Origin of the sequence: Sphingomonas daechungensis (assembly GCF_014489495.1) — a bacterium.
Lineage (GTDB): Bacteria > Pseudomonadota > Alphaproteobacteria > Sphingomonadales > Sphingomonadaceae > Sphingomicrobium > Sphingomicrobium daechungense.
The window spans coordinates 42053-67233 of the sequence record NZ_CP060780.1 but is presented as its reverse complement, the minus strand read 5'-3'; the positions used below and the strand labels follow the sequence as shown (position 1 = coordinate 67233).

At 63.2% G+C, this 25181-nt stretch carries 22 protein-coding genes and 7 pseudogenes; 12 read left to right on the top strand and 17 right to left on the bottom strand.

Annotated elements, in window-relative coordinates; genetic code table 11:
- From uvrC to apaG, 3 genes and pseudogenes are all read left to right on the top strand, one after another.
- Positions 1-1769 (top strand): annotated as a pseudogene (gene uvrC / locus H9L15_RS00385) (excinuclease ABC subunit UvrC).
- A 181-nt stretch (positions 1770-1950) separates the two neighbouring features.
- Positions 1951-2685, top strand: coding sequence for a DNA repair protein RecO (recO, locus tag H9L15_RS00380; RefSeq protein WP_187714798.1), 735 nt, complete (start codon positions 1951-1953; stop codon positions 2683-2685).
- Positions 2686-2747: 62 nt separating this feature from the next.
- Positions 2748-3133, top strand: a pseudogene (gene apaG / locus H9L15_RS00375) (Co2+/Mg2+ efflux protein ApaG).
- Between the two features lie 7 nt (positions 3134-3140).
- Here apaG and H9L15_RS00370 read toward each other — a convergent pair.
- Genes H9L15_RS00370 through rsmI form a run of 6 tightly spaced genes read right to left on the bottom strand, consistent with a single transcriptional unit; the run spans position 3141 to position 6716 of the window.
- Positions 3141-3542: a hypothetical protein gene (locus H9L15_RS00370; protein WP_187714797.1), complete on the bottom strand. Its 402-nt coding sequence runs from the start codon at positions 3540-3542 to the stop codon at positions 3141-3143.
- 39 nt (positions 3543-3581) lie between these two features.
- Positions 3582-3887 carry a glycosyltransferase gene (locus H9L15_RS00365; protein WP_187714796.1) on the bottom strand — a complete coding sequence of 102 codons (306 nt, stop codon included), beginning with the start codon at positions 3885-3887 and terminating at the stop codon, positions 3582-3584.
- A 38-nt stretch (positions 3888-3925) separates the two neighbouring features.
- Positions 3926-4534, bottom strand: a complete 609-nt coding sequence (locus H9L15_RS00360) for a DedA family protein (protein WP_187714795.1) — start codon at positions 4532-4534, stop codon at positions 3926-3928.
- Between the two features lie 4 nt (positions 4535-4538).
- On the bottom strand, positions 4539-5501 hold the full coding sequence (gshB, locus tag H9L15_RS00355; RefSeq protein ID WP_187714794.1) for a glutathione synthase: 963 nt from the start codon (positions 5499-5501) through the stop codon (positions 4539-4541).
- Positions 5502-5532: 31 nt separating this feature from the next.
- Positions 5533-5883 carry a YraN family protein gene (locus H9L15_RS00350; protein WP_187714793.1) on the bottom strand — a complete coding sequence of 117 codons (351 nt, stop codon included), beginning with the start codon at positions 5881-5883 and terminating at the stop codon, positions 5533-5535.
- Positions 5880-6716 carry a 16S rRNA (cytidine(1402)-2'-O)-methyltransferase gene (gene rsmI / locus H9L15_RS00345; protein ID WP_187714792.1) on the bottom strand — a complete coding sequence of 279 codons (837 nt, stop codon included), beginning with the start codon at positions 6714-6716 and terminating at the stop codon, positions 5880-5882. Before rsmI ends, H9L15_RS00350 begins: the two co-directional genes overlap by 4 nt.
- Positions 6717-6830: 114 nt before the next feature.
- Here rsmI and H9L15_RS00340 point away from each other — a divergent pair, with 114 nt between their 5' ends.
- Positions 6831-7151, top strand: a complete 321-nt coding sequence (locus H9L15_RS00340; protein WP_187714791.1) for a hypothetical protein — start codon at positions 6831-6833, stop codon at positions 7149-7151.
- A gap of 1 nt (position 7152) precedes the next feature.
- On the opposite strand, the pseudogene hemW reads toward H9L15_RS00340, so the two are convergent.
- The 3 genes and pseudogenes from hemW to rph form a co-directional block, all read right to left on the bottom strand.
- A pseudogene (gene hemW, locus H9L15_RS00335) lies at positions 7153-8287 on the bottom strand (radical SAM family heme chaperone HemW).
- Entirely contained in the window at positions 8284-8892 is a 609-nt protein-coding gene (gene rdgB, locus H9L15_RS00330; RefSeq protein ID WP_223276353.1) for an RdgB/HAM1 family non-canonical purine NTP pyrophosphatase, read from the bottom strand. The pseudogene hemW and the gene rdgB overlap by 4 nt, the downstream one beginning before the upstream one ends.
- The gene (gene rph / locus H9L15_RS00325; protein WP_187714790.1) at positions 8889-9605 is read right to left on the bottom strand and encodes a ribonuclease PH; all 717 of its coding nucleotides are present in this window, start codon (positions 9603-9605) and stop codon (positions 8889-8891) included. The genes rdgB and rph overlap by 4 nt, the downstream gene beginning before the upstream one ends.
- A gap of 214 nt (positions 9606-9819) precedes the next feature.
- Here rph and H9L15_RS00320 point away from each other — a divergent pair, with 214 nt between their 5' ends.
- From H9L15_RS00320 to grpE, 3 genes and pseudogenes are all read left to right on the top strand, one after another.
- Positions 9820-10191 (top strand): hypothetical protein, encoded by a 372-nt coding sequence (locus H9L15_RS00320; RefSeq protein WP_187714789.1) that lies wholly within the window; start codon positions 9820-9822, stop codon positions 10189-10191.
- 32 nt (positions 10192-10223) lie between these two features.
- Positions 10224-11257: pseudogene (gene hrcA / locus H9L15_RS00315) on the top strand (heat-inducible transcriptional repressor HrcA).
- On the top strand, positions 11254-11808 hold the full coding sequence (grpE, locus tag H9L15_RS00310) for a nucleotide exchange factor GrpE (RefSeq protein ID WP_187714788.1): 555 nt from the start codon (positions 11254-11256) through the stop codon (positions 11806-11808). The pseudogene hrcA and the gene grpE overlap by 4 nt, the downstream one beginning before the upstream one ends.
- On the opposite strand, the gene H9L15_RS00305 is transcribed toward grpE, so the two are convergent.
- From H9L15_RS00305 to H9L15_RS16450, 3 genes are all read right to left on the bottom strand, one after another.
- The gene (locus H9L15_RS00305) at positions 11805-12965 is read right to left on the bottom strand and encodes an FAD-dependent oxidoreductase (RefSeq protein ID WP_187714787.1); all 1161 of its coding nucleotides are present in this window, start codon (positions 12963-12965) and stop codon (positions 11805-11807) included. The genes grpE and H9L15_RS00305 overlap by 4 nt on opposite strands.
- Before the next feature lie 100 nt (positions 12966-13065).
- Positions 13066-15660: a TonB-dependent receptor gene (locus tag H9L15_RS00300; RefSeq protein WP_223276352.1), complete on the bottom strand. Its 2595-nt coding sequence runs from the start codon at positions 15658-15660 to the stop codon at positions 13066-13068.
- Positions 15661-15779: 119 nt separating this feature from the next.
- Positions 15780-16253 carry a vgr related protein gene (locus H9L15_RS16450; protein WP_223276351.1) on the bottom strand — a complete coding sequence of 158 codons (474 nt, stop codon included), beginning with the start codon at positions 16251-16253 and terminating at the stop codon, positions 15780-15782.
- A gap of 131 nt (positions 16254-16384) precedes the next feature.
- On the opposite strand from H9L15_RS16450, the gene H9L15_RS00290 reads away from it, so the two are divergent.
- The 3 genes from H9L15_RS00290 to mltG all read left to right on the top strand — a co-directional run bounded on the left by H9L15_RS00290 (position 16385) and on the right by mltG (position 18954).
- Positions 16385-16621, top strand: coding sequence for an acyl carrier protein (locus tag H9L15_RS00290; RefSeq protein ID WP_187714785.1), 237 nt, complete (start codon positions 16385-16387; stop codon positions 16619-16621).
- A gap of 105 nt (positions 16622-16726) precedes the next feature.
- Positions 16727-17983 carry a beta-ketoacyl-ACP synthase II gene (gene fabF / locus H9L15_RS00285; protein WP_187714784.1) on the top strand — a complete coding sequence of 419 codons (1257 nt, stop codon included), beginning with the start codon at positions 16727-16729 and terminating at the stop codon, positions 17981-17983.
- Positions 17983-18954: an endolytic transglycosylase MltG gene (mltG, locus tag H9L15_RS00280; RefSeq protein ID WP_223276350.1), complete on the top strand. Its 972-nt coding sequence runs from the start codon at positions 17983-17985 to the stop codon at positions 18952-18954. Before fabF ends, mltG begins: the two co-directional genes overlap by 1 nt.
- Here the strand turns inward: mltG and H9L15_RS19960 are convergent, their stop codons facing one another.
- The 3 genes and pseudogenes from H9L15_RS19960 to H9L15_RS00265 form a co-directional block, all read right to left on the bottom strand.
- The gene (locus H9L15_RS19960; protein ID WP_398286970.1) at positions 18955-19068 is read right to left on the bottom strand and encodes a hypothetical protein; all 114 of its coding nucleotides are present in this window, start codon (positions 19066-19068) and stop codon (positions 18955-18957) included.
- Positions 19069-19257: 189 nt separating this feature from the next.
- Positions 19258-19613, bottom strand: a pseudogene (locus tag H9L15_RS00270) (MarR family transcriptional regulator).
- A gap of 146 nt (positions 19614-19759) precedes the next feature.
- Positions 19760-21160 (bottom strand): leucyl aminopeptidase family protein, encoded by a 1401-nt coding sequence (locus H9L15_RS00265; protein ID WP_187714783.1) that lies wholly within the window; start codon positions 21158-21160, stop codon positions 19760-19762.
- Between the two features lie 56 nt (positions 21161-21216).
- Between H9L15_RS00265 and H9L15_RS00260 the strand changes: the two genes are divergently transcribed.
- The gene (locus tag H9L15_RS00260) at positions 21217-21720 is read left to right on the top strand and encodes a PilZ domain-containing protein (protein WP_317617551.1); all 504 of its coding nucleotides are present in this window, start codon (positions 21217-21219) and stop codon (positions 21718-21720) included.
- Here H9L15_RS00260 and rimO read toward each other — a convergent pair.
- Positions 21717-23011 (bottom strand): annotated as a pseudogene (rimO, locus tag H9L15_RS00255) (30S ribosomal protein S12 methylthiotransferase RimO). The gene H9L15_RS00260 and the pseudogene rimO overlap by 4 nt on opposite strands.
- Before the next feature lie 95 nt (positions 23012-23106).
- A complete protein-coding gene (locus H9L15_RS00250) occupies positions 23107-23634 on the bottom strand; it encodes a cysteine hydrolase family protein (RefSeq protein WP_262984843.1) in 528 nt (175 codons plus the stop codon).
- A gap of 180 nt (positions 23635-23814) precedes the next feature.
- On the opposite strand from H9L15_RS00250, the pseudogene H9L15_RS00245 reads away from it, so the two are divergent.
- Positions 23815-25178, top strand: a pseudogene (locus H9L15_RS00245) (UDP-glucose dehydrogenase family protein).
- Positions 25179-25181 lie beyond the last annotated feature (3 nt).

Below are 25181 nucleotides of genomic sequence, written 5' to 3'. Positions count from 1 at the left end.
ATGAATCGCACGCCCGCCGATCGACCTGAGCATCCCGGCGCGGCCGAACGCTTCAATGAGGACCAGGCGACGTATGCCGTTCGAGGAGCTGACCAGCCGGACCTCGAAAAAGGCGTCGCAGCAATCCGCGAGGTTTTGAAGACCCTCCCGGTCCGACCAGGCGTCTACCGGATGCAGGATGCTCGGGGCGACGTGCTCTACGTCGGCAAGGCGCGCGCGCTACGGAACCGGGTCACGAACTACACGCAGGTGGCTCGCCTTCCGAAACGGCTGCAGCGGATGGTCGCGCAGACGCGGTCGATGACCATTGTCACGACACGAACCGAGGCCGAGGCGCTGCTGCTGGAGGCGCAGCTGATCAAGCGTTTCCGGCCCGCCTACAACGTCCTTCTTCGCGATGACAAAAGCTTCCCCTTCATCCTGCTCCGTGAGGATCACGCGTTCCCCCGGGTCCAGAAGCATCGCGGCGCTAGGCGGACGAAGGGTCAGTATTTCGGACCGTTCGCCAGCGCCGGATCCGTCACCCGAACGCTCAACGCGTTGCAGAAACTGTTTCTGCTGCGGAGCTGCTCGGACAGCTATTTCGAGAATCGATCCAGGCCGTGCTTGCTCTATCAGATCAAGCGCTGCTCGGCGCCTTGCGTCGGCCGGATCAGCGAAACCGACTATGGTGAGCTGGTCGAGGACGCGAAGAACTTTCTCTCCGGCAAGTCGACGGGCGTCCAGGCGCGCCTTTCGAAGCAGATGGCGGCAGCCGCCGAGAAGCAGGATTATGAACTGGCCGCCGTTTACCGCGACCGGCTGCGGGCGCTGACTTACATCCAGGGCTCACAGACCGTGCACGCGGAGGGTCTCGGCGATGCGGACGTGTTCGCGCTGGCCTGCAAGGCGGGAACCGTGTCGATCCAGGGCTTTTTCATCCGTGGCGGCCAGAATTGGGGACACCGCGCTTTCTTTCCGGCGCACACCAGCGACGTCCCGGAAGAGGAGGTCATGTCGAGTTTCCTGGTCCAGTTCTACGAGGACATGCCGCCACCCAAGCGCATCCTGGTCGATCGCGAGCTGGCCGACTTCGAAGTGCTGGAAGAAGCGCTGTCGGAGCGGGCAGGGCGCCGCATTGCCATCGAAATTCCCAAGCGCGGCGACCGCAAGAAGCTACTCGACCAAGCCCGTCGCAACGCCGAGGAAGCCCTGGATCGCCGGCTCGCGGAGACCACGACGCAGGGCAAAATCCTGCGCGAGCTTGCCGACACGTTCGAGCTGGCCGACATCCCCAAGCGCATCGAAGTTTACGACAACAGCCACATCATGGGCACCAACGCGACCGGTGCGATGATCGTCGCCGGCCGGAAGGGTTCCGCAAGAACAGCTACCGCAAGTTCAACATCAAGCGGGCCGAGACGCAGCCGGGCGACGACTATGCGATGATGCGTGAAGTGCTGGAGCGGCGCTTCGCCCGGCTGGAGAAGGAGGATCCTGACCGGCAGAGCGGCGAATGGCCCGACCTGCTCTTGATCGACGGCGGCAAGGGACAGCTATCCGCAGTCTGTGAAGTCATGGAGGATGCCGGCGTTCACGACGTGCCTGTCGTCGGTGTCGCCAAAGGCCCGCATCACGGGCGCGAGGGCCGCGAGGTATTTCACTTCCCAGGTGGGCGTGAGATCACCTTGCCCCGAACTCGGCCCTGCTGTTCTACATCCAGCGCCTGCGGGACGAGGCGCATCGGTTCGCCATCGGCACGCATCGCGCGAAGCGTGCGAAGAGCCTGACGACGTCGACGCTGGATGATGTCCCTGGCATCGGCCCGAGCCGCAAACGCGCCTTGCTCATGCACTTCGGCACCGCCGAGCGGTCAAGGGGGCTGCGCTGGAGGACCTCGAGCGCGCACCCGGCATCAGCAGGACAATGGCGCGGCAGCTCTACGATTATTTTCATCCGGCCGGCTGACGCGTGAACATCGATACGCCTGCCATCGTCTGCGCATTGAGAACGCATGCGGAGCATGGCGCGGTCGTTCGGCTGATGACGCCGAAGGATGGATTGCAGGCAGCATACGTGCGCGGCGCTCGCGGCCGGCGGATGCGGCCGGTGCTGGTGCCCGGGAACCTGGTACAGGCGCGGCTGCGGTCGCGGACCGAGGAACAGCTCGCCCATGCCGAAGTGGAATTGGAACACAGCCGCGCACCACTGATCACCGAACCGCTTCCGGCGGCGGCGATCGACTGGGTTACGGCGCTGACCGCAGCCGCGCTTCCCGAGGGACAGCCCTATCCGCGCCTCTACGATGCGCTGGACGCCCTTCTTGCGCTGATCGAAGCCGCTCCTTCCGCGCTTGGCTGGTCAAGTCTGCTGGTCCGCTACGAGCTGCTCTTGCTGGCGGAATTGGGGTTCGGCCTCGATCTTGAGACTTGCGCGGTAACCGGGTCGAACGACGGCCTCGTCGCGGTCAGTCCAGGTTCGGGGCGGGCGGTCAGCGCGGCCGAGGCAGAGCCGTATGCGGGCAAGCTGCTCATCTTGCCAAGATTTGTTCGTGAAGGCGGTCCGGCGAGCTGGGAGGACATCCGCGACGGGCTTGTGCTTAGCGGTCATTTCCTGTCCCGCGACATCCTTACGGGCCGTGTTTCGGGTCTGGGGGAAGCGCGATCGAGACTGGTCGGGCGAATTCTTCGCGCCGGCGGGATCTAGGCGTTGTTTGCCCGGCCAAGCTGCATTAGCTCAAGCGTGTGACCGGTCTCGACACACTCGCGATGCTGTTTTCGAACGTCGCGACGACGAACGGCATCACAGTGCGCGTCGCGGTCAGCTTCCTCGCCGAGCAGTCGGATCCTTCGATCAACCGCTGGTTCTGGTCCTATCACGTCCGCATCGAGAACGGCGGCAGCCGCTCCGTCCAGCTCCTTTCGCGCAGCTGGACGATCACGGACGGCCGCGGCGGCGTTCACGAGGTCCACGGCGAAGGCGTCGTCGGAGAAATGCCGCTGATCGCTCCCGACGGGAGCTTTGATTATGTTTCCGGATGCCCGCTGGATACGCCGACGGGGTCGATGGCGGGTCTTATCGGATGGTCGATGAGGATGGCGGGGCGTTCGATGTCGACATCCCGAAATTCGCGCTACTCGCGCCCGTAAACTAGCGCAGTCTTAACCGCGCTCGCCGGCGCGTGCCTGCTCGGGAGCTGCCTGGTTTGTGCCGAGTGCAGTCCAGCGCGATGCCGCGTTGCAGCTGCTGGTCAGCGTGACTTGCTGACCGGCCTTGAAAGGCTGCGCGTAGGGCCAGCATTCCTGCGCTCCGCCCGTCGTCAGGCAAAGTTGCCCGTTTGCGGTGGCCCAGCTCCCGGGGACCATGATGCCGCGAGGAGTCTGGATCCGCGCTACTCCGCCGGGGTCGAAGAAGACGGTGTTGGTGACTCCGTTGGTTTCGACCTGGACCGACTGCCCGGTGATCTCTGCGCCAGGCACCCAGCCGGTCTGCGTAAAGCCGGTCGCGGGCGCGGCGAGGAGCATCGCTCCTATGAGTGCCTTCGTGATTTCGCCCTTGCCCATGCCTGTCTCCCTTTGTCGAACGGTTGCTGGAACCGGGCGTTACGGGCTGATTGGGAAGTTGATCGTATATGCGATCAAGACATCCGGTCCGACATCGCGGATCAGGCGCCGCACATCTCGGAAGGATTGCAACATGGCGAACGGATTGAGGCTGGCGTTGACTAGCGAAAGTTCCCGCGGCTCCGCTCCGCGGTCCCGAAGCTGCTCGGCGATTTCGGCCGAAATCTGCGGTGCCGCGGCGACGACTCTGTGGCCTCGCTGCGCGATCGCCGCGATCAGTTCGCCTCTAAAATGCACCAGCGATGGCGCGTAGGAACCGAGGATCAGGACGGTCTTGCCGCTCACCCCCTTAGGCTGGCGAGCGGCGGTGCGACTTGCAACGCCTATTCGCCGGATTCCGCATGGCGATGATTCCACAGCCGCCAGAGGTAGCCGACGACGAGAACGGCAAGGATCGCGTTGGACGCGGTGCCAACATATTGGTCGATCTCGCTGAAATTCTCTTTCAGCTTGTAACCAGCCGTCGCGAGCAGGGCAGTCCAGCCCGCCGTCCCCAGTGTAGAGGCGATGAAGAAGGTCTTGAACCGCATCTTCAGGAGGCCGGCCGGAACCGAGACTAGCGAGCGGACCGTCGGAAGCAGCCGCCCGAGGAAGACGAAGAAGACGCCGTTGCGGCGAAACCAGACCTGGGCCCTCTCGACTTCGGGCCAGGTCATCGTCACCCAACGTCCGTGCTTGCGGATGATCGGCTCCAGGCGGTTCACGCCAAGCGCGCGAGCGGCCAGGTACCAGACAATGTTTCCAAGCATCGCGCCCGCGGTGCCGCTGGCGACGACCAGCCAATAGCTCAGCGTGCCCTCGGCAGCAGCCATCCCCGCGACCGGCATGATCACTTCCGAAGGGATCGGAGGGAAAACGGTTTCCAGGAACATCAGGAAGCCGACTCCGAGGTAGCCCGATTGCTCGATCAGGCGGATGACCCAGTCATTCATAGGATCACGCGCTCCGCCGTGCCTCGAGACGTGCCTCGATCGCATCCCATATGCGCGCAGGGGTATCGGTACCGTTAAACTTGTCGATTGCGACGATGCCGGTGGGCGATGTGACGTTGATCTCCGTCAGCCACTTGCCGCCAATGACATCGATCCCGACGAAAAGGAGACCGCGCCGCTTGAGCTCCGGGCCGAGCACGGCGCAGATTTCGAGTTCCTCAGCTGTCAGTTCCGTTTTTTGTCCCTTGCCGCCGACCGCGAGGTTGGAACGGATTTCACCGGCGCCGGGCACGCGGTTGACCGCGCCGGCCACTTCGCCGTCGACAATGACGATTCTCTTGTCGCCCTCGGAGATCTCCGGGAGAAATTTCTGGACGACGTGCGGCTCGCGGTAGGTGCGGTTGAACAGCTCCATCAGCGAGGCGAGGTTGCGACCATCGGCTCCGATGCGGAAGACGGAGCCGCCGGCAAAGCCGTGGAGCGGCTTCACCACGATGTCGCCATGCGTCTTCAGGAACTCGCGAGCGGCGCCGATCGAGCGCGTCACCATTGTCGGCGGCATGAACCGGGCGAAGTCGAGAACCCAGACCTTTTCGGGAGAATTCCGGACGGCGGTCGGATCGTTGACCACCAAGGTCTCGTCCTTGATCCGCTCAAGCAGATGGGTCGCGGTGATGTAGCCAAGGTCGAAGGGCGGATCCTGCCGCATCAGAACTACGTCCACGTCCCGGCCGAGGTCGAGGATCACGAACTCGCCGCGCTTGAAGTGAGCACCAGCGACCGGCTGCACTGTGACTTCGTGCGCGCCGGCGTACAGGCGGCCGTCCTGCCAGGTCAGGTCTTCGGCGAGGTAGTGGTAAAGCGTGTGCCCGCGCTGCTGCGCTCCAAGCATGATCGCGAACGTCGAATCGCCGGAGATATTGATGCTCTCCAGCGGGTCCATCTGAACGGCGACGCGCAGCGACATTGCCGCCGACTAGGCGAGGCTCAGGCCTTTGTCACCCTTGCCAAATGTTCGGGGCATGGCGCGGCAGGCGGCCCGGCACGACGTAGATCGCGTCGATCCGAATGTCGTCACCGGGCTTTTGGAAGCGAGGCGCCAGCCGCTCGGCGGCAACGACGACGCGACGAATTCGCCAGGGATCGAGCGACATTGCTGCGGCCTGCTCGGTCGCTCGAGCTTTGACCTCGACGAACGCCAGCGTCCGCCCACGCCGCGCGATGATGTCGACCTCGCCGCCGGGCACGCGGGCCCTTCGCGCGAGGATTCGCCAGCCACGGAGGCGCAGCCACCAGCAGGCAATCGTCTCGGCACTGCGGCCACGTTTCTCGGCCGCTTCGCGATTCACTTCGAGCGTTCGAGGGCGCGTGCGTAGGCGCGCTTCTTGGGGACATTCAGCAATGAAGCGACTTCGGCGGCCGCGCGCGATGGCGATTGAGTCCTGAGAGCTTCGTCGAGGGCGAGATCGAGTTCTTCATCGCTTGCTTCGGAGCGCTCGGGTGGGGGACCCACGACGATAACGATCTCGCCCTTCGGAGGTTTGTCTGCGTAACGCTCAACAAGGTCCGCAAGGGAGCCGGTGACCGTTTCCTCGTGGAGCTTGCTGATTTCGCGCACGACGGCGGCCTCGCGATCTCCCAGCCCTTCACGCAGGGCGGCGATTGCGTCGGCCAGGCGCGGACCGCTTTCGAAGAAGACCAAGGTTGCGCGAATGGTGGAAACTTCCTCGATCGCGTCGGTGCGCGCCTTCGCCTTGGACGGGAGAAAGCCTGCGAACAGGAACCGGTCGGTCGGCAGCCCAGCGAGGGTGAGTGCTGCGATCACCGCAGACGGGCCAGGAACGGTGTGCACGTCATGACCGGCCTCCCGGGCAGCGCGAACGAGCTTGTAGCCGGGGTCTGAAATGAGCGGGGTCCCGGCATCACTGACGAGCGCGATCGCCTCCGATCCAAGCCGCGCGACGATCGCATTCCGCTCCGCCTCGCTCGTGTGATCGTTGTAATTTGCGAGTCGTGTCCTGGCGCCCGTGTGCGACAGTAATTTCGCGGTCACCCTCTTGTCTTCCGCGAGCACCAGATCCGCGCCCCGAAGCGTGTTCGCTGCTCGCGGCGAGAGGTCTCCCAAATTCCCAATGGGGGTCGCGACGATATAGAGGCCGGGCGGAAGGCGATCTTCGGTCATTCGCAGTCGTGAATGGCACCCGATGTGCCAACCCGGCAACCCTTCAAGCAAGTCACTTCCAAAGGCGAAGGAAAAGAGTCATCCTCCGATCTCTTAAGGCTCTGGGAGAGGGTCATGATCGTTTTGTTCGTGTCGTCCGCAATCTGGGCGGCGGCGTTCCAGACCGCAGCGGCCAATGATGCACGCACCGCGTTCCGCGCTTGCCTCAAGCAAGCGTCGGCCGAGGCCAAGGACCAGAAGGTGGCCACGGACGCATTTTCAGCCTTCGCACGGCAGAAATGCTCGGCGCAGGAATCCGGATTTAAGTCCGCGATCTGGGCCTTCGATTCCAAGAACAAGATGTCGAAAAAGGAGTCGGAGTCCAACGCCGAAGCGCAGGTGGAGGACTTTGTCGCGACGGCTTCCGATCACTACGCGGCAGACGCGCCGAAATAGGTCACGTAGCCGCAATCTCCGCGAGAACGCGATCGAGCACGAGCCGCCCCGCGGGGTGGCACGCAAACGCGCACCGTGCTGCTCCAGGTGACCGCTCTCGATAAGTCGCTCGACGGCGCGATGATCGAACACCAGTCTGCCGAAGCGGAGAGACAGTCTTTCGGGCTCGATGCCCTCCGATAGTCGAAGCCCCATGACCAGCGCCTCGTCGGCCGCCTCGGAAGGCTCCAGCGGTTCCTCTTCGACGATGCCGTGGCCGTTCCGCTTCAATCCCGACAGGAAGTTTTCCGGCTTTCGATGACGGGCAGTGCGCTGGCCCAAGCGCCGCCCATGCGCTCCGGGCCCGATCCCCGCGTAGTCGCCATAGCGCCAGTAGGTGAGATTATGCCGGCTCTCGTGCCCGGCGCGAGCGTAATTGCTGACTTCGTAGCTCGGGATGCCGGCCGCCTGCGTTCGCGATGCGGTGACCTCGTAGAGTTCGGCGGCCTCATCGGAATCCAGCGGCTTAAATTCTGATTTCGCAACCATCGACGCGAAGCGCGTCCCGGGCTCAATCGTCAGCTGATAGAGCGACAGATGCGACGTGCCCTCGAGAGTGCTCGGTCGAGGGTGGCGGACCAGTCTGCCTGGGTCTCGCCGGGCAGGGCGTAGATCAGGTCGAAGCTCACTCGCTCGAAATGCTCTTGGGCAAGGTCGAGCGCCCGCTGCCCTTCGGCCGCCGAGTGTGCACGCCCGAGAAAGGCGAGCTTCTCATCTTCGAAGCTCTGCAATCCCAGCGACAGACGATTGACGCCCGCGGAGGCGAGATCTGCGAAGCGGTCTGCTTCGACGGAGTTCGGGTTCGCTTCGAGAGTGATTTCGATGTCGTCGGATGCATCCCAGTTCTGGCGCGCGCTGCGGATGATGTCTCCGACCGTCTTCGGTTCCATTAGGGAGGGGGTACCGCCACCGAAGAAGATCGACGTCAGCGTCCTGCCGGGCAGCAGCCGCGCTTCATGTGCGAGGTCGGCGAGGAGTGCTTCACGCCACTCATTCTGGTCGACGCCCGATCGGACGTGACTGTTGAAATCGCAGTAAGGGCATTTGCTGACGCAGAACGGCCAGTGGACGTAGAGAGCCAGTGGCTCGGCAGTCACTGCAACGCTTCTACCAGCTTTCGGAAGGCTTCCGCGCGATGGCTCATGCGGTGCTTGTCGTCGGGCTCCATCTCGCCGAACGTCAGTTCGTGTCCCGCTGGCACGAAGATCGGGTCGTAGCCGAAGCCCTTTTCTCCCCGTGGTGGCCAGGTCAGCGTCCCGTCGACACGACCCTCGAAATTCTCGGCCTGTCCATCGTTCGGCCAGGCGATTGCCAGCGCGCAGACGAAATGCGCTGCCGGAGCAGCGTCGGGCTCGGTCGCCTCGCACTCCCGCCAGACTCGGTCCATCGCACGCATCCAGTCGCGGTTGCCCTCTTCGTCCTCAGCCCAGCGTGCTGAAAAGATGCCAGGAGCGCCATGAAGCGCATCGACGCACAACCCGCTGTCGTCCGCCAACGCCGGAAGGCCCGACAGGTCTGCCGCCTCACGCGCCTTCAGGTCGGCATTGTCGGCGAAGGTATTCCCGATCTCTTCCGGCTCCGGCAGGTCGAGCTCTTTCGCGCTGAAGCATTGGATGCCGAGCGGCTCGATCAGCGCCGCAATCTCGCGCAGTTTGCCCGCATTATGAGTGGCGATGACGAGCTTGTCGCCGATCGGCCTCACTTGCCCGTCGCCTTGCGCTGCGCCTCGAAGATATCCCCGCAGCCTATGCGTGCGAGCCGTAGCAGTCTCAGCAATCCCTCTTCGTCGTAGGTTTCGCCCTCGGCCGTCACCTGTGCTTCGACGATCGAGCCGTCGGACGTCAGGACGAAATTGCCGTCCGACCCGGCCGAGCTGTCTTCCTCATAGTCGAGGTCCAGCACCGCGTTGCCCTGGTGGATGCCGCAGCTCACTGCTGCGACCTGCATACGGATTGGATCTTTCTCGATCGCCTTCGATGCGAGCAACTTGTCGACCGCAATCCGAAGCGCGACCCAAGCACCCGAAATGGATGCCGTCCGCGTTCCTCCGTCCGCCTGGATCACGTCACAGTCGACGATGATCTGCCGCTCGCCGAGCGCCTTCAGGTCGACCACTGCCCGCAGCGAACGACCGATCAGGCGCTGGATCTCCTGCGTGCGCCCCGACTGCTTGCCCTTGGCGGCCTCTCGATTGCCGCGGGTATGGGTCGCGCGCGGGAGCATCCCATATTCGGCCGTGACCCAGCCTTGGCCCTTGCCGCGAAGGAAGGGTGGAACCTTGTCCTCGACCGATGCCGTAACCAGCACGCGGGTGTCGCCGAACGAGACGAGGCACGAGCCCTCCGCATGACGCGTGAAGCCGGGTTCGAAGCTCAGTGCTCGCATCTGGTCGGGTGCGCGGCCGCTTGGGCGCATGTGATTCCTCTCGTCTTGGATTTGCGGCGGCCATATGGATGCCAGAGGAATCATTCAACCGGGGACAAGCCATGCGCTCGCTCATTTATCTCGGAAGTGCATTTCTGGTGTCGTGTGCGCCGACGCCCTCCGCCGAAAGCAGTTCGACGCCGCACAAACTCCAATCGGTTGCCGCCGATGTGAAATCGTGGGGGTGACCCTGCGGAGCTGGAGCGTGGACGCCGACGGTCGGGTCGAATTCTCGTCTGGAGGACAACCGGGCAAGGACCCGGCAAATACGACGATCGAGTTTCGTCGGCTGACGCTGACACCGGCCGCAAGAGAGGAACTGGCCGCTGCGGTCGTCCGCATCCGGGAAGTGCTCGCCCAGCCCGAACACTGCGATCTGCGCCGCACCGACGGTCCTTACGGCACGTTCCGGTGGAATGACGGGTCGGGCGAGCAGTCACTCCCGTTCGACGGCAATTGCGAGAAGGGCCGCGATGCCGAACTCGGCGCAGCCGTCTTTGCCGCCGACCGGATCGTTGAGGATGCTGCCAAGGCTGTGGCGCCCGTCGAAACGCGCCCTGCGACACAAGAACGTTGAGGTCGGCGCGCCGGCTTCATACATCGGCGCCTATGGCAGAGCATATCGGCGATCTCAGCAATCGCATGCGCGAGATCTTCGGCCACGTGGTCGAGGCCTATCTCGAGCGCGGTATTCCGGTCGGCTCCAAGGCGCTGACCGGGACCGTCAACCTCTCGCCGGCGTCGATCCGTGGCGTGATGCAGGACCTGGAGGAACGGGGCCTGCTGACGCATCCGCACACCTCCGCCGGACGAATCCCGACGGAAATCGGCCTTCGGCTGTTCGTCGATGGCATCATGCAGGTCGCTGCACCCGATCCTCGCGAGCGGCGCGAGATCGAACGTCAGATCGTTCGTGACCAGCCAATCGAGGATGCGCTTGCGGCTGCTTCCGCAGCGCTGTCCGGCCTTTCTCAGGCCGCGGGCGTCGTGCTCGCACCCAAAAGCGAGATGCGGTTGAAGCAGCTTGGCCTCGTGCCGCTTGGGCCGGACCGCGCCCTTGCGGTTCTCGTCGGCGCGGACGGCAATATCGAGAACCGCGTCGTCAATCTCGACGGAGCGACCAGCGCCGATGCGCTCAACGAGGTCACTAACTTCGTCAATGCTAACCTGGCGGGAATGACGCTCGCGGAGGCGCAAGCGCGCTTGCTGGCGGAAATCCGCGATCGGCGGGAAGCGCTCGACCATGCCGCTGCGTCACTCATTGCTTCGGGGCTGGCGGCGTGGAGCGAGGATCATCAGCGTCGGCCCGTGCTGATCGTTCGCGGGCAGGCCAACCTGATCGACGATGAAGCAGCCGCCGACCTCGAACGCGTCCGCAGCTTGCTGGAAGAGCTTGAGAACAGGCAGGAAATTGCTCGGGTGCTGGAAGGTGCACGCGATGCTCCAGGTTGCCGGATCTTCATCGGAAGCGAAAACAGGATGTTCGCTTTGTCAGGCTCTTCCGTCATCGCCGCCCCTATCGCGGGAGCCAGGGTGACGTCGTTGGCGTTGTCGGAGTCATCGGGCCCACGCGCTTGAACTATGCCCGAGTCATCCCAATGGTAGACTTCACGGCCAAGGCCCTTACGAGATTGATGGCATGATTGAGAACGAAGACAGGTACGAAAACGAGGCGGAGGACATTCGTCGCGAAACCGCTCAAGGCGCTCCCGAAGTTGCCGAGCATGACCGCGTGGCGGAGTTCGAAAGGCAACTTGAGGAGGCCAACAGCAAGGCGCTCTATGCTGCCGCGGAAATCCAGAACGTTCGCCGGCGACTGGAGACCGAGAAGCAGCAGGCTGGTCTTTATGCAACCACCCAATTCGCCCGCGACATGCTGGCGATCAAGGATCATTTGGAGCGCGCGCTGAACGCAGTCTCCGAAGAGCTGCGCAACGACAAGGTGGCGAGCAATTTCCTCGCGGGCATTGAGTCGACTGCGCGAGAGCTGGACCAGGTGTTCACCCGTCACGGCGTGACCCGCATAGAGGCGATGGGCGAGCCGCTCGACCCGAACAAGCATCAGGCGATGATGGAAATCCCCAGCGCCGATGCAGAGCCGGGGTCGATCGTCCAGGAGATGCAGCCCGGCTACATGCTCAAGGACCGATTGCTTCGGCCTGCGCTCGTGGGGGTGGCGAAGAAGCCGGACTAATGAACCTCGCGGTGCTGGGTTTCGCCCTTGGTGGCGAGGCTGAAGCGCGGTTCTTCCTTCACGGCTCCGAACAGGCGGGCAGCGGCATAGCGGCCGACTTCCGGCCCGTGCTTGAACCCGTGGCCTGAGCCGCCGCCCACCAGCAGCACGTTCGGCATGCTGGGGTGCATGTCGATCAAGAAGTCGCCGTTGGAGCTGTTCTCGTACTGGCAGACCTCCGCACCAGTCAGCGGAGCGCCGCGTAGGCCCGGAAAGCGGCGATCACGGAAGGCAACGACTTCGTTCAGCGCCGCCTGTGTCGGCCGCCGGTCCTGCGTATCCGGGTCGATCAGGACGCCATGCTGGTCATGCGCGAACTTGACCCCGCGGTTCTCTAGGTCGGGGAAGCCGTAGAAGATGTCACCGGCATTGAAATCCGCCCAGCCCGGCATTGCTTCGGGCGAATAGCTTTTGTCTCCCGCCGGCTTGGCGAAATAGAATACCTCCTGCCGCGTCGCGAAGATCTTCTTTCCAAGCACGTCCGGAAAGATCTTCGGCAACCACGGCCCGAGCGCGAAAACGAAGCGGTCGGCGGACAGATCCTCGCCTGACTGCAGCTTTACCGTCTTTAGCGTCTCATCACCCTGAATGGGCTTTGCCTGCCCTAGACGATATTCGCCCCCAGCGCGCACGAACCGGTCGACCAGGGTCTGGACCGAGCGGCGGGCCATTAGCGCTCCGAATTTCGGCTCGAACAGGCCGATCTCGATTCCTTCGAAATCAATCATCGGGAATCGGCGCTGCATCGCGGCGCGGTCCATCTGCTCGATGGGCAGGCCGAGCTGTTTGTGAACCTCGATACTGCTGCGGAAGTAATCGTCCTCCACAGCGGAGAAGAAGACGACGCCGCAGGGGATCAGGATCGGCAGGCCCGAGACTGCGCTCAATGCTTGCCACTGCCCGAGGCTCTCGGTCGCGAACCGCGTGTAGATGGCATCCTTGCCGTAGCCCGCCCGGGTCAGCCGCGACTCCCCGCCCGACGACGCGCGGCTATGGGAGGCGCCCCAGGCGTCGATCAGGGTCACCTTGTGGCCCGCATTCTGGAGGTGATGCGCCGTCCAGGCCCCGAACACGCCGGCGCCGAGGACGATTACGCGCTCGCTTTTCCCCTTTGCCATCGACGAGCTCCCCGCAGCCAGAACGGCAGCGCCGCCCGCCCCTTTAGGAGCGAGCGGCGCGTGACATGCAAGTGCGGCGAGGCTTTCGACTTGCCGCTACTCATACTGCGATCAACCGCGTTCCGGCGCCGGCGGCGGCGGCGGAGGCGGCGGCGGAACCGGGCAAGCGTCCGTCGCCAGGATGACCGACCCATCCGCGCAAGTCTGCGTCGCCGGCGGCGGCGGAGGCGGCGGGGGTGGGGCGGCGGAGGGGCGGTGGTGCGTCGACCTGGCGGAACTTGTACCGCGCCGTCAGTCCGATCGTTCGAGGCTGGCCGATCAAATATCCGAAGCGCGCGCGAAGACCGCGCTCGCGGTCGATCGAAAGCTTCGGATTTTCGTCGAACAGGTTCTTCGCATAGACCGTGAATTCGAGCCCGCTGGCCAGGTTCAGGTTCATCGACAGGTTGGCGATTGTGTACGACGGCAAGCGCAGGGAGCCGATGTCGTTGACGCCGGTGCCGTAAGCGCCGGTGACCGGATCATAGAACAAGGCATTGCCGACAAGGCCGGCACCGGAAACCTGGTCGCCAGGCTCGCCGAAGCGGTTGCCGATGTGCTGCACGCTGCCGGTGATCGACCAGTCCATCGTATCGCTGATCGGCAGGCCGTAGGTCGCCGATGCCGCGATCTGGAATTTGGGGACCGTCGGCAGGCGGTTGCCCTTTTCGATCCCGCCGATCGGAGCAACCGGACTTCCGCCCACCACGGTCGAATCGAATTCTGCGTTCTGGTAGTTACCGTTGATCGAGAACTCGAGGCCCGGAAGCGGGTTCGCGGAGAACTCCGCTTCGATGCCGGTCGAGTGGGCCTTCGGAACGTTGAAGACCACGCGAGACGAGCAGCTTCCTGCAGTCAGCGTCACCTGCAGATCGCGGATCTCGTTGTGGAAGATGGCCGAATTAAAGGTGATGCCGTTCTTCGAATATTTGACGCCGGCTTCGTAATTCCAAAGCGTCTCATCGTCATAAGCGCCAAGCCCGCCGAACGTGGCAAGGTCGGCAGGTGAGCAGAGCGGAACGTTGATCGGGTCATTGATGCCGCCCAGGCGGAAGCCCTTCGCGGCCTGGATGTTCACGCTGAAATTGTTCGTCGGTTCCCAGGTCGCAATCACCCGCGGGGAGAAACCGTCCGATTTCGTGCGATCACCAAGGTTGGTGTTGACGTCCGAAAAGATGCCGCCGGAAACAAAGTCGCGCTCTTCCTTGAAGTTGTAGTAGCGGCCGCCGCCGGTCAGCTTGAACTGACCGAAGTCATAGCTGACTTCGCCGAACAGCGCGCGCTGCTTGATGTCGTAAGGAATGTCGGCGTTGTAAGGCGAGTCCGCCGGGAAGCCGTTCGCAACGGCAGCCGAGGTTCCCGTGCCCAACGCTGCATCGACATACGCGTCATATCCCGGGGTCGGGAGACGCTGGGCATACTTGCGGTCGACCTTGGAATAGAAGCCGCCGAACACCCATTGGAACGGTCCCGCCCCTGTCGAAGCGATGCGCAATTCCTGGGTAAACTGCTTCAGCTTCGTCGTATCCCGAAGGTTCGAGAAGAGCGGAATGGCCGCTGGGTTCATTCCTAGGGCAAGGACGAACGGGTTGATGGTGACCGAGTCCGTGAGCGCGGAAGCGTCGCGGCTCACCAGGATGTCGCGATGGACGTAACTGGTCACGGACGTCAGTTCGGCAGGGCCGAAATCGTAGCTTGCGACGAGGTCAGCGAGCAGCGTCTTGTCGCGGAACTTCTCGCGGAAGTTCAGATATTGCGTGCGCTTTCCGATCAGGTCGCCGCCCGTCGTGGTGAACTGGTTGTCGAAGAGGATGTAGTGATCCTCGCGGTTGAAGCCGCCGGCCTCGACCTTCTGGTACGCGATGCGCGGCGTGATCTTCAGTTCCGGGGCCGGCTGGAAGAGCACCGACACTCGGCCGCCGACGCGGTCGCCGTCGTTGACGTTGTCCTTGCTGTACGGACCGACGGAATCGATGAAGCCGCCGAAGTGCGTACCGTAGCCGACCACGCGGACCGCCGCGGTATCACCGAGCGGAAGGTTCACTGCACCCTTGAGACCATAGCCGAAGTCGCCGCCCTTCAGGACGTTCACGTCGCTTTCAATGGAGCCTTCGATGCGGTCAACGGTTGGCTGATTGGTAATGTAGCGGATCGTGCCGCCGACGCTGCCGGCTCCGAACAGGGTGCCCTGCGGTCCGCGGAGGGTCTCCACGCGGTTCAAATCATACAGGTCGAAATCAGGAGTGAAGAGCGAGAGGGACGTGATCGTCTCGTCGAGATAGATTCCGACCTGCTCCTTCACGCCCGGCTGGTCGCGAGCGATCTGACCTGCAGAAACGCCGCGGACGGACACCTGGCTCTGGCCAGGCCCGAGGTTCTGGACCGTTAGGCCCGCGACGTTGCGGCTGATGTCCTCAATCGACTGCGCGTTGGCGCGCTGAATGTCTTCCTGGGTCTGCGCGTTGATCGAGAACGGGACGTCCTGCACACGCGACGCGCGCTTCGTTGCGGTCACGATGATCTCGTCCCCGCTCGCTGGCGCCGCTTCAGGCTGATTTGCAGACTGGGCGGTCTGCTCCTCCGTCGATTGGGCGAACGAAGGTGTCGAAAGAGCTGCGACGGCGGTGCCGAGCAGCAAAAGAGCGGTGTTGCGCATGAAAGCCCCTTTGGTCGCGCGAAACTGTACTGAACGCGTAATGATTATTCTGAACGGGCGTCATTGGAAGCGCGCCCATGCTTTCGCTCCAGCTTTGTCACGCTGGTGTTGCTCTCGCGCTACAGACCGATTTCTCCCGAAAACGGAAGCAATTCGACAGGCGGACAGACGGGCGCGACCCACCCTCGGTCGGCCAGAAAGCGATGGCGGACGATCTCCGCCTGTTGTTCCAGTCCATAGTCCTCGAACCGGCGGCCCAGTTCGATTTCATAGCGGTATCGGCAGAAGGGATGGCGCATCAGCGGCAGGTAGAACCGGCCTCGCTTCTGTGCCTGCCAGACGTGTGTCAGTTCGTGAACGAACAGGCCCTGTCGGTGCAGGGGCTCCTTACTGAAGTCCTCCGACCACAAGTCGCCATCCGGGTGGAAGTGAATGTTCCCGGTAGGAGCCATGACGACGCTCCTCGGCTGCAATGGCCACCACTTGCGCCGAATCAGGCGAACCGCCGCATAATCAATGGCATCGCCGAAGATCGAACGCGCGAGCTTGACCTCGCCATTCGTCAGGGGACGTGAGGCATTTGGAGCATTCACGCGTTCAGGACCTCAATCTTGGCTTTACGTAGCGTTCACGGCCGATAGCGGAACCCCGATTTGCGCTACTTGCCGGAATAAGACTGCGGGGCTAGGGCTGGCCAAAATTAGACAAAACGGAGGAAGGTTCCATGAGCGAGACTGCCGATCGGGTGAAGAAGATCGTCGTCGAACATCTTGGTGTCGAGCAGGACAAGGTCACCGAGGACGCGAGCTTCATCGACGATCTCGGAGCCGACAGCCTCGACATCGTCGAGCTGGTCATGGCCTTTGAGGAAGAGTTCGGGGTCGAGATTCCGGACGACGCCGCCGAGAAGATCAGCACCGTCAAGGACGCGATCGACTATATCGAGCAGAACAAGGGCTAAGGGGTCCGAATTCTGCCGCCGGCAGGATGTATTCTGGCGGCACGAACGGCTTCCCGCAGCCTGTGGGAGGCCGTTTGCTTTTGAAGACTATCGTGGAGTGAACTGATGCGCCGTGTCGTGGTGACGGGTCTTGGTCTCGTGACGCCGCTTGGAGGCGATGTCGAGACGACTTGGCAGAACCTTATTGCCGGCAAAAGCGGGATCGCTCCGATTACCCGCTTCGATACGTCGGACCAGAAGGCGAAGATCGCCGGCGAGGTGAAGCCGAAGGATCACCCCTACGGCTTCGATCCCGACAAGCGTGTCGACCACAAGGTCCAGCGTCAGGTGGATCCTTTCATCGTCTATGCGATCGATGCCGCCGGCCAGGCGCTGGAGGATGCTGGTCTCACGGAGATGGACGACGAAACGAAGGAGCGCGCAGGCGTTTCGATCGGGTCCGGTATCGGCGGTCTTCCGGGCATCGAGAGTGAATCCCTGGTCCTGGCGGAAAAAGGGCCCGGGCGGGTCAGTCCGCACTTCGTGCACGGACGGCTGATCAATCTCACGTCCGGTCAGGTTTCTATCAAGTATGGACTGATGGGACCCAACCACTCGGTCGTGACCGCATGCTCCACCGGCGCACACTCGATCGGTGATGCTGCACGCATGATCAAGGACGGCGACGCGGACATCATGCTGGCCGGTGGGGCCGAGAGCACGATCAACCCGCTCGGCGTTGCAGGCTTCGCCCAGGCGCGCGCTCTGAACATGAGCTTCAACGACCGTCCCGAGCAAGCGAGCCGTCCTTACGACAAGGGCCGCGACGGCTTCGTCATGGGCGAGGGAGCGGGTGTCGTTGTCCTCGAGGAATATGAGCACGCCAAGGCGCGCGGCGCCAAGATCTATGCCGAGATCGCGGGCTATGGCCTGTCGGGCGACGCCTATCACGTGACCGCGCCGCACCCCGAGGGCCGGGGCGCGGAACTGGCGATGCGCATGGCTCTGAAAAAGGCGGGCCTCCAGCCGGAGGACATCGATTACGTCAACGCGCACGGGACTTCGACCATGGCCGACACGATCGAGCTGGCAGCAGTGAAGCGAGTCCTGGGAGATGACCTCCACGGTGCGTCGATGAGCAGCACGAAGTCGGCCATCGGCCACTTGCTCGGCGGTGCCGGAGCGGTCGAGGCGATCTTCTGCATCCTGGCGATCCGTGACCAGATTGTTCCGCCAACGCTCAATCTCGACGATCCGGACGAAGGTACGGAAGGCGTCGACCTCGTTCCACACAAGGCGAAGAAGCGGCCCGTTCGCGCCGCGCTGAATAACAGCTTCGGCTTCGGTGGCACGAACGCCTCGATCATCATGAAGGCCGTCTAGTGCGCTCTCTCTGGCGCCTGCTGGCGCTGGGGGCGGCAGTTGCGGTTGGCGTCGCCGCGGCGACGGTCCTCTACGGATGGTATGGGCCCGGCCCGAGCACAAAGGCGCAGACGTTCACGGTCGAGGAGGGTTCCAGCGTGTCCGCCGTGGCGGGACAGCTTTACAAGGCGGGGCTGGTTGCTTCTGTCGACCGTTTCAAGCTTGGCGCACGCTTCATGGGCAGTGGCGATCCGGTCCAGGCCGGCGAATTCGAGATTCCGAAGGGCGCTAGCGGTGCGGCGATCCTCGACCTGTTGCAGCACGGCAAACCCATGCAACGCCTCATCACCGTTACCGAAGGCATGCCCTCGATCATCGTCGAGGAGAAGCTGTCCGCGAACAACTTCCTGACGGGTACAACCCCGTCGATACCCGAGGGGTCAGTGCTTCCCGACAGCTATGGCTATGAACGCGGTGAAACCCGCGCCTCCGTTGTTGCGCGGATGCAGGCCGCGATGACCAAGACGCTTGACCAGGCTTTGAAGACGCCAGGCGGCAACTGCCCCGTATCGTCCCGGCAGGACGTTCTCACTTTGGCTTCGATCGTGGAGAAGGAAACCGGCAAGGCGTCCGAACGGCCAATGGTTGCAGGGGTTTACTGCAATCGCCTTCGGATCGGCATGAAGCTGGATGCAGACCCGACCGTCATTTACCCGATCACCAAGGGCAAGCCGCTTGGCCGCCGGATCAAGCGGTCGGAGCTGAACGCAATCACGGGCTACAATACCTACCGGGAGCCCGGCCTGCCGGCAGGCCCGATCGCAAATCCGGGCAAGGAAAGCATTGCCGCGGTGCTTAATCCCGCGAAGACCAATGCGCTCTATTTCGTCGCCGATGGAACTGGCGGGCACGTCTTCGCGGACACGCTCGAGCAGCACCAGGCCAATGTGAAGAAATGGTACGAAATCCGCCGCCAACGCGGCGAGATGTGATCAGGCGCTCAACGCGTCCGAGCGCACATAGCCGACAAGGCGGTCGCGGCCGGCGTAGCCCCAGGCCCAGCCCAAAGTGTCGTCCAGCAGGCTGAACGAATCCTCCGGTTCCAGCTCCGCAATTTCCTCCGCTCCCTCAGACGGCGAAAGACGTAGGGGGCATTGATGGTGACCGACCGCTGCAGCGGGTCCGCGTAATGCGAGGCGATCACGCGTCCAGCCAGGGCCACATCGGCGAGGTCTGGGCGATAGGCATTGAAGCGCGGGTCGGGCGGGTTTGACGGGCCCGACAGCGCAAACTCCTCAGCGGCCGTGGGCGAAGGCGGGCTGTTGCTGTCCAATAACTGGCCGGTGCGACGCGGCGACGCGGTCGCTCTCCCGGAGGTTGCGTTTGAACCCTTCAAGAAAATCAGTCCCGTTGCTGGTCCGGACAACGAACACGTTGCGGCGGTCGTCCGGGTCCCGCTCCCGGCGGAGATAACCCAGCGTGCCGAGAGTATTCAAGGCACGGGTCACAACCGGCTTCGAGACCCGAGAACCTTGGCGAGGCCACGCACCGTGTGCGGACCGGGGGTGAGATAGACGAGCATCAGCAGAGCCATCTGCCTGTTCGTGAGATCGGGCTCGCCCGAGCGGACGTACGCAATCAGCGCTCGCATCCAGCCTGCCAGCGATTCGTCGCCCATGCGATTAACACTCCCATCCTTCGCGTGACCCCAAAGTAAACCGGCAACTTGCCGAAATGTTGCAGGTCCGGTCCGGATTGAGAGACGAATTAAATGCAGTCGTCGTCAGTACGATACCTTCACGGTCGCGGGTAACGCCTGGAAAGGACAGCGAAAACAGCGCGTAATCCGAGTGCATCCCCGCCTTTTGGACGACCCGGTTTTGCCTGGTCTCGCCAGGCATAAGTGTCGAAATGCGCCCATTTGGCGCCTTGCGGCACAAATCTCTTGAGGAACATTGCGGCGACTACCGCCCCGGCCATCGGTGTGTTCGACGCATTGGCGAGATCGGCGATGTCGCTCTTCAACATCTCGTCGTAGGCGTCCCACAAGGGCATTCGCCAGACCGGGTCTGTCACCTCGGTCCCGGCCTTCGCCAGATCGTTGGCAAAGTCGTCGTCGTTGACGAACATCGCTGGAAGATCAGGACCGAGGGCAACTCGTGCGGCGCCCGTGAGCGTCGCAAAGTCGACGATCAGCTCTGGCTCCCTTTCGCTCGCCCTTGCGAGCGCGTCGGCGAGGACGAGCCGCCCTTCAGCATCCGTATTGTCGATTTCGACCTGAAGACCCTGCCGCGACTTGACGACATCGCCGGGGCGTATCGCGCTACCCGACACGCTGTTCTCCACGGCCGGGATAAGCAACTGAAGCCGCACTGGAAGCCGTTCCCCCGCGATCAGTGTCGCCAGCGCCAGCGCGTGCGCAGCGCCGCCCATGTCCTTCTTCATCAGCCGCATGCCGCTTGCCGGCTTCAGATCCAGCCCGCCTGTGTCAAAGCAGACACCCTTGCCGATGATCGTGACCCGTGGGTGGTCCGGATTGCCCCATTCGACTTCGAGCAGGCGCGGGGCCCGGTCCTTGCTCGCGGCCTGTCCGACCGCGGCGATCAAGGGGTAACCGCTGGATAGCTCATCGCCCGAGATGACCTTGACCTCGGCGCCGATTCTCTCAGCTTGCGTCCGGACCGCCTGTTCCAGCTCAGCCGGACCAAGGTCCAGCGCTGGGGTGTTGACGAGATCGCGGACGAGCGCGACGGCATCGGCCAGCCGCACCGTCGCGTCGATCCTGGCCGGCTCCCCGGTGACCAACACCCGCGCGCCACGTTCGGCGTCGTCGGTCTTCGATCGATAATCGTCGAAGCGATGCTGACCGAGCAGCCATCCCAGGGCGGCTGGTCCGGGCTCGCCGGTTGCGAGCTTGTAAGTACCCTCGGGCAGGCTCTCAGCGAGTTTTGCGAGACACCACGGCGATAGTTCGTCGACATTGTGCACCGCCGAAACGACTTCGAACTCATCGACTTTCCGCGGCAGCATGACGAAGGCGAAGCCCGCCTTTCCATCGAACCGGTGAGCCTTGAGGAGTGCCCGGTCCTCCGCGGGACGCGTTTTCGCCCAACCCTCGAAGTTAGCCTTATCGACGAGATGGATCGGATGCGCCTTCTGGCCGCGGTCCGTTGCGAGCAGCGAATTGAAGTCAGTCATGGCGATGTGCCTTAGCGGCATGCTCGAACCGGTGAAATGCCCGCGCGCCGCGCCAGATGACAGGCAAAGTTAACTTCTTCTTAGCCATGAAGCGCCAAGCATCCCGGATGTCCTTGCGTGCCCAACTCGAGATCGCGTCCGATGCAAGCGAACGCCGTAGGTCGCGCCGCCGCAAGCTTCGCATTGAATCGGAAGGAAGTGCCGGTCCGGGACAGGCGGTAGTGACCATCCACGATCTGTCTGAGGAGGGCCTGCTGGTGGAAACGGCAAGCGCCCTCTCGATCGGTGAGGTCATCGACGTCGTACTGCCGGAAGCCGGGCCGGTTCAGGCGGAGGTTGCCTGGACCAGTAGCCGGTTCTTCGGTTGTAAGTTCCGCAAGCCTATCGCGACCGCCGCCGTGAGCGCCGCACTATTGCAAAGCCCAGCATCGACCACTCAGCCCAGCGCAGAGGTCGTCGAAAAAGCGCTGCAGGAACTCGATGCTCTGTCGTTCGCGATCAAGCGGGTGACCAGGGCCGTCGACCAAGCAATCGACCGCCTCAACAAGCCGAAGGACTAAGCGGGAACTCCGAACAGGTCGTGCTCGTCGCTGTCCTCGATATGGACGGTGACGATATCGCCCTGGGACAGATGACCGGCATCGCGCAGGTGCACTTCGCCATCGATCTCCGGTGCATCGGCCTTTGAACGGCCCGTGGCGCCGCCGCTTTCCGCGTCGACCGTGTCGATGAGGACGTCGAGCGTCTTGCCGATCTTCGCTTCCAGCTTCTCGGCGGAAATGCGGGCGGAAAGCGCCATCACTCGCTCGTAGCGTTCCTGCTTCACTTCTTCAGGAACCGGATCTGGCAAAGCGTTCGCCGCAGCGCCGGACACCGGCTCGAACTTGAACGCGCCGACGCGATCGAGCTGCGCTTCTTCGAGCCAGTTGAGAAGGTACTGGAAGTCGTCCTCCGTCTCGCCAGGGAAACCGACGACGAAGGAGGAGCGAACCGCCATGTCCGGAACAATCGATCGCCAGTTCTTCAGCCGCTCGAGCACCTTCGCCTCGTTGGCCGGCCGCTTCATCGAGCGGAGGACCTTCGGGCTCGCATGCTGGAAGGGGATGTCGAGGTAGGGAAGCACCAGCCCCTCAGCCATCAGCGGGATGACCTGGTCGACGTGCGGGTAGGGGTAGACGTAGTGCAGCCGCACCCAAGCGCCGAGCTTGCCCAGCTCGCGCGCCAGGTCCGTCATGTGAGCGCGGACTTCCTCGCCTTTCCACATCCGCGGCTGATGCCGGATGTCGACACCATAGGCGGATGTGTCCTGGCTGATGACCAGCAATTCCTTCGTGCCTGCCTCGACCAACTTCTCCGCTTCGCGAAGGATAGCATCGGGCCGTCGGCTGACGAGGTCGCCGCGAATGCTCGGGATGATGCAAAAGCTGCAGCGGTGATTGCAGCCCTCGGAAATCTTGAGATAGCTGTAGTGGCGCGGCGTGAGCTTCAGGCCGGCTTCCGGCACAAGATCGAGATAGGGTGAGGTCGCGGCCGGCGCGGCATCGTGAACCGCCGAGACGACTTGCTCATATTGCTGCGGCCCGGTGACCGCGAGCACGTCGGGAAAGCGCTTGCGGATGACATCCGCCTCATTGCCCATGCAGCCGGTGACGACCACGCGGCCGTTCTCGGCGATGGCCTCGCCGATCGCTTCAAGACTTTCTTCCTTCGCAGAATCGAGAAAGCCGCAGGTGTTGACCAGCACGACGTCCGCGCCCGCATAGTCGGGGACATCTGGTATCCATCGGCGCGCAGCTTGGTGATGATCCGCTCGCTGTCGACCAATGCCTTGGGACAGCCAAGCGACACCAGGCCCACGCGCGGGGTCGAGGCAGAGTTGTCGTTTCCATCGGGAAGCGGCGCCCAATATAGGAAGTTTCGGGCGAAAACTAGGCGATTAGGTGAACCTATGCTGCAGCGCGCAGGTTCGTCAGCTCCGCCGTGGTCATGATCCGGGCAAATTCAAAGCCGAGCGTTGCCACATGGGCGCGCTGCACGTCCTCGGCCGAAACGATGCCGCCTTGCCCGTCTGGCAGGTCAAAGCAGTCGCAGGCGTCAGGCACCAGGATCATGTCCCAGCCCATGTTCGCGCCCGTGCGGACCGTCGTCGACACACACATATCGGTGGAGATTCCGAAGGTAACAACATGCTTGGCGTTCAACCGTTTCAGGCGAATGTCGAGGTCGGTACCGATGAAGGCGGAGTTCACGCTCTTGGTGACGAGCTGTTCTCCGGCCAGAGGCTCGAAGCCCGGCCTGAAGGCATTTCCAGGAGACCCCGGCGCCAGAGAGGAGCCTGGCTGCACGGAATCATGCCGCACATGGATGATCGTGCGCCCGGCCGCCCGCCAGAAATCCAACAACGCTAGACCATTAGGGTCGACTTTCTCGTTCCACCGCCGTGGCCAGGGCGGCGTATCGAACGCAAGCTGCATGTCGATGGGCAGGAGTACGGCGCGATCCAGGTCAATTGTCATCTGACCTCCTTACTCCCGCGATCACCGTCCACCTCACAAAAAGGGTTGACCGTCCCATAAGGGGAAGTTCTCGGAGCCTCATCTGGCCATGCGTCCTACTGCGGTCTAAGACGCGCCCGTCCCACCCAGGAGTGAATAATGCGCATTGCGATGATCGGCACCGGTTACGTCGGCCTTGTTTCCGGCGCGTGCCTTTCGGACTTCGGCCACGATGTCGTCTGCATCGACAAGGACGCAGGCAAGATCGAAGCTCTGAAGAATGGCCTCATGCCGATCTGGGAGCCGGGGCTCGAGGCACTGGTCAAGGCTAACGTCGATCGGGGCAGGCTAAGCTTCACGACCGACCTTGCGACGGGCGTCGAGGGGCAGAGGCCGTTTTCATCGCCGTGGGAACGCCTGCGCGGCGCGGCGACGGACATGCCGACCTCACCTTTGTGTTTGATGCAGTGCGCGAATTGGCGCACGTCCTCAAAGGCCCGGCAGTCGTCGTGACCAAGTCAACGGTTCCCGTCGGCACCGGCGATAAGATCACCGAATTGCTTCAGCAGGAGGGCGCTCCGGCCGGAACCTCGGTAGCTTCTAATCCCGAATTTCTCCGCGAGGGCGCCGCCATCCGCGACTTCAAGATTCCCGATCGCATCGTGGTCGGCGCCGAGGACGATCGGGCTCGCGAAGTGCTTCGCGAAATCTATCGGCCTCTGTTCCTTAACCAGGCGCCGATGCTGTTCACCGGCCGACGCACTGCCGAACTGACGAAATATGCCGCGAACGCCTTCCTCGCGGTGAAGATCAGTTTCATCAACGAGATCGCGAACCTTTGCGAGGCCGTCGATGCTGACGTCCAGGACGTCGCTCGCGGGATCGGTCTCGACAATCGCATCGGCCCCAAGTTCCTGCATCCGGGCCCCGGTTACGGTGGCAGCTGCTTCCCGAAGGACACCCTGGCGCTTCTTCAGACGGCGAACGAGGCCGGCGTCGAGCAGCGCATTGTGAAAACCGTGGTGGACGTCAATGACGACCGCAAGAACAGCATGGCTGACCGCGTCAGCAAGGCCCTCGACGGTAGCGTCAGCGGAAAGCGCGTCGCCGTACTGGGCTTGGCCTTCAAGCAGAACACCGACGACATGCGCGACGCTCCGTCGATACCGTTGGTGAACAGGCTCTTGGAGGGCGGCGCGACTGTTGCCGCGTTCGACCCGGCGGCGACGGAGAACGCCCGGAAGTTCATGCCGGGCGCCGAGTTCGTGAGCGACCCTTACGAAGCGGCACGGGACGCCGACGCGCTCGTGGTCGTCACCGAGTGGGACGAATTCCGGGCGCTCGATCTTGACCGTTTCGCGCGGATCATGCGCGGCAAAATCATCGTCGACCTTCGCAACGTCTACAATCCGGATGATGCGGAAGAAGCCGGCTTCGAATATTTTGGGATCGGCCGCGGCAAGGTTGGTCGAGGTCCGCGCCTGAAGCTCGTTAAGAACGGCCCAGAAGCAGCAGCGCGCTAGCCC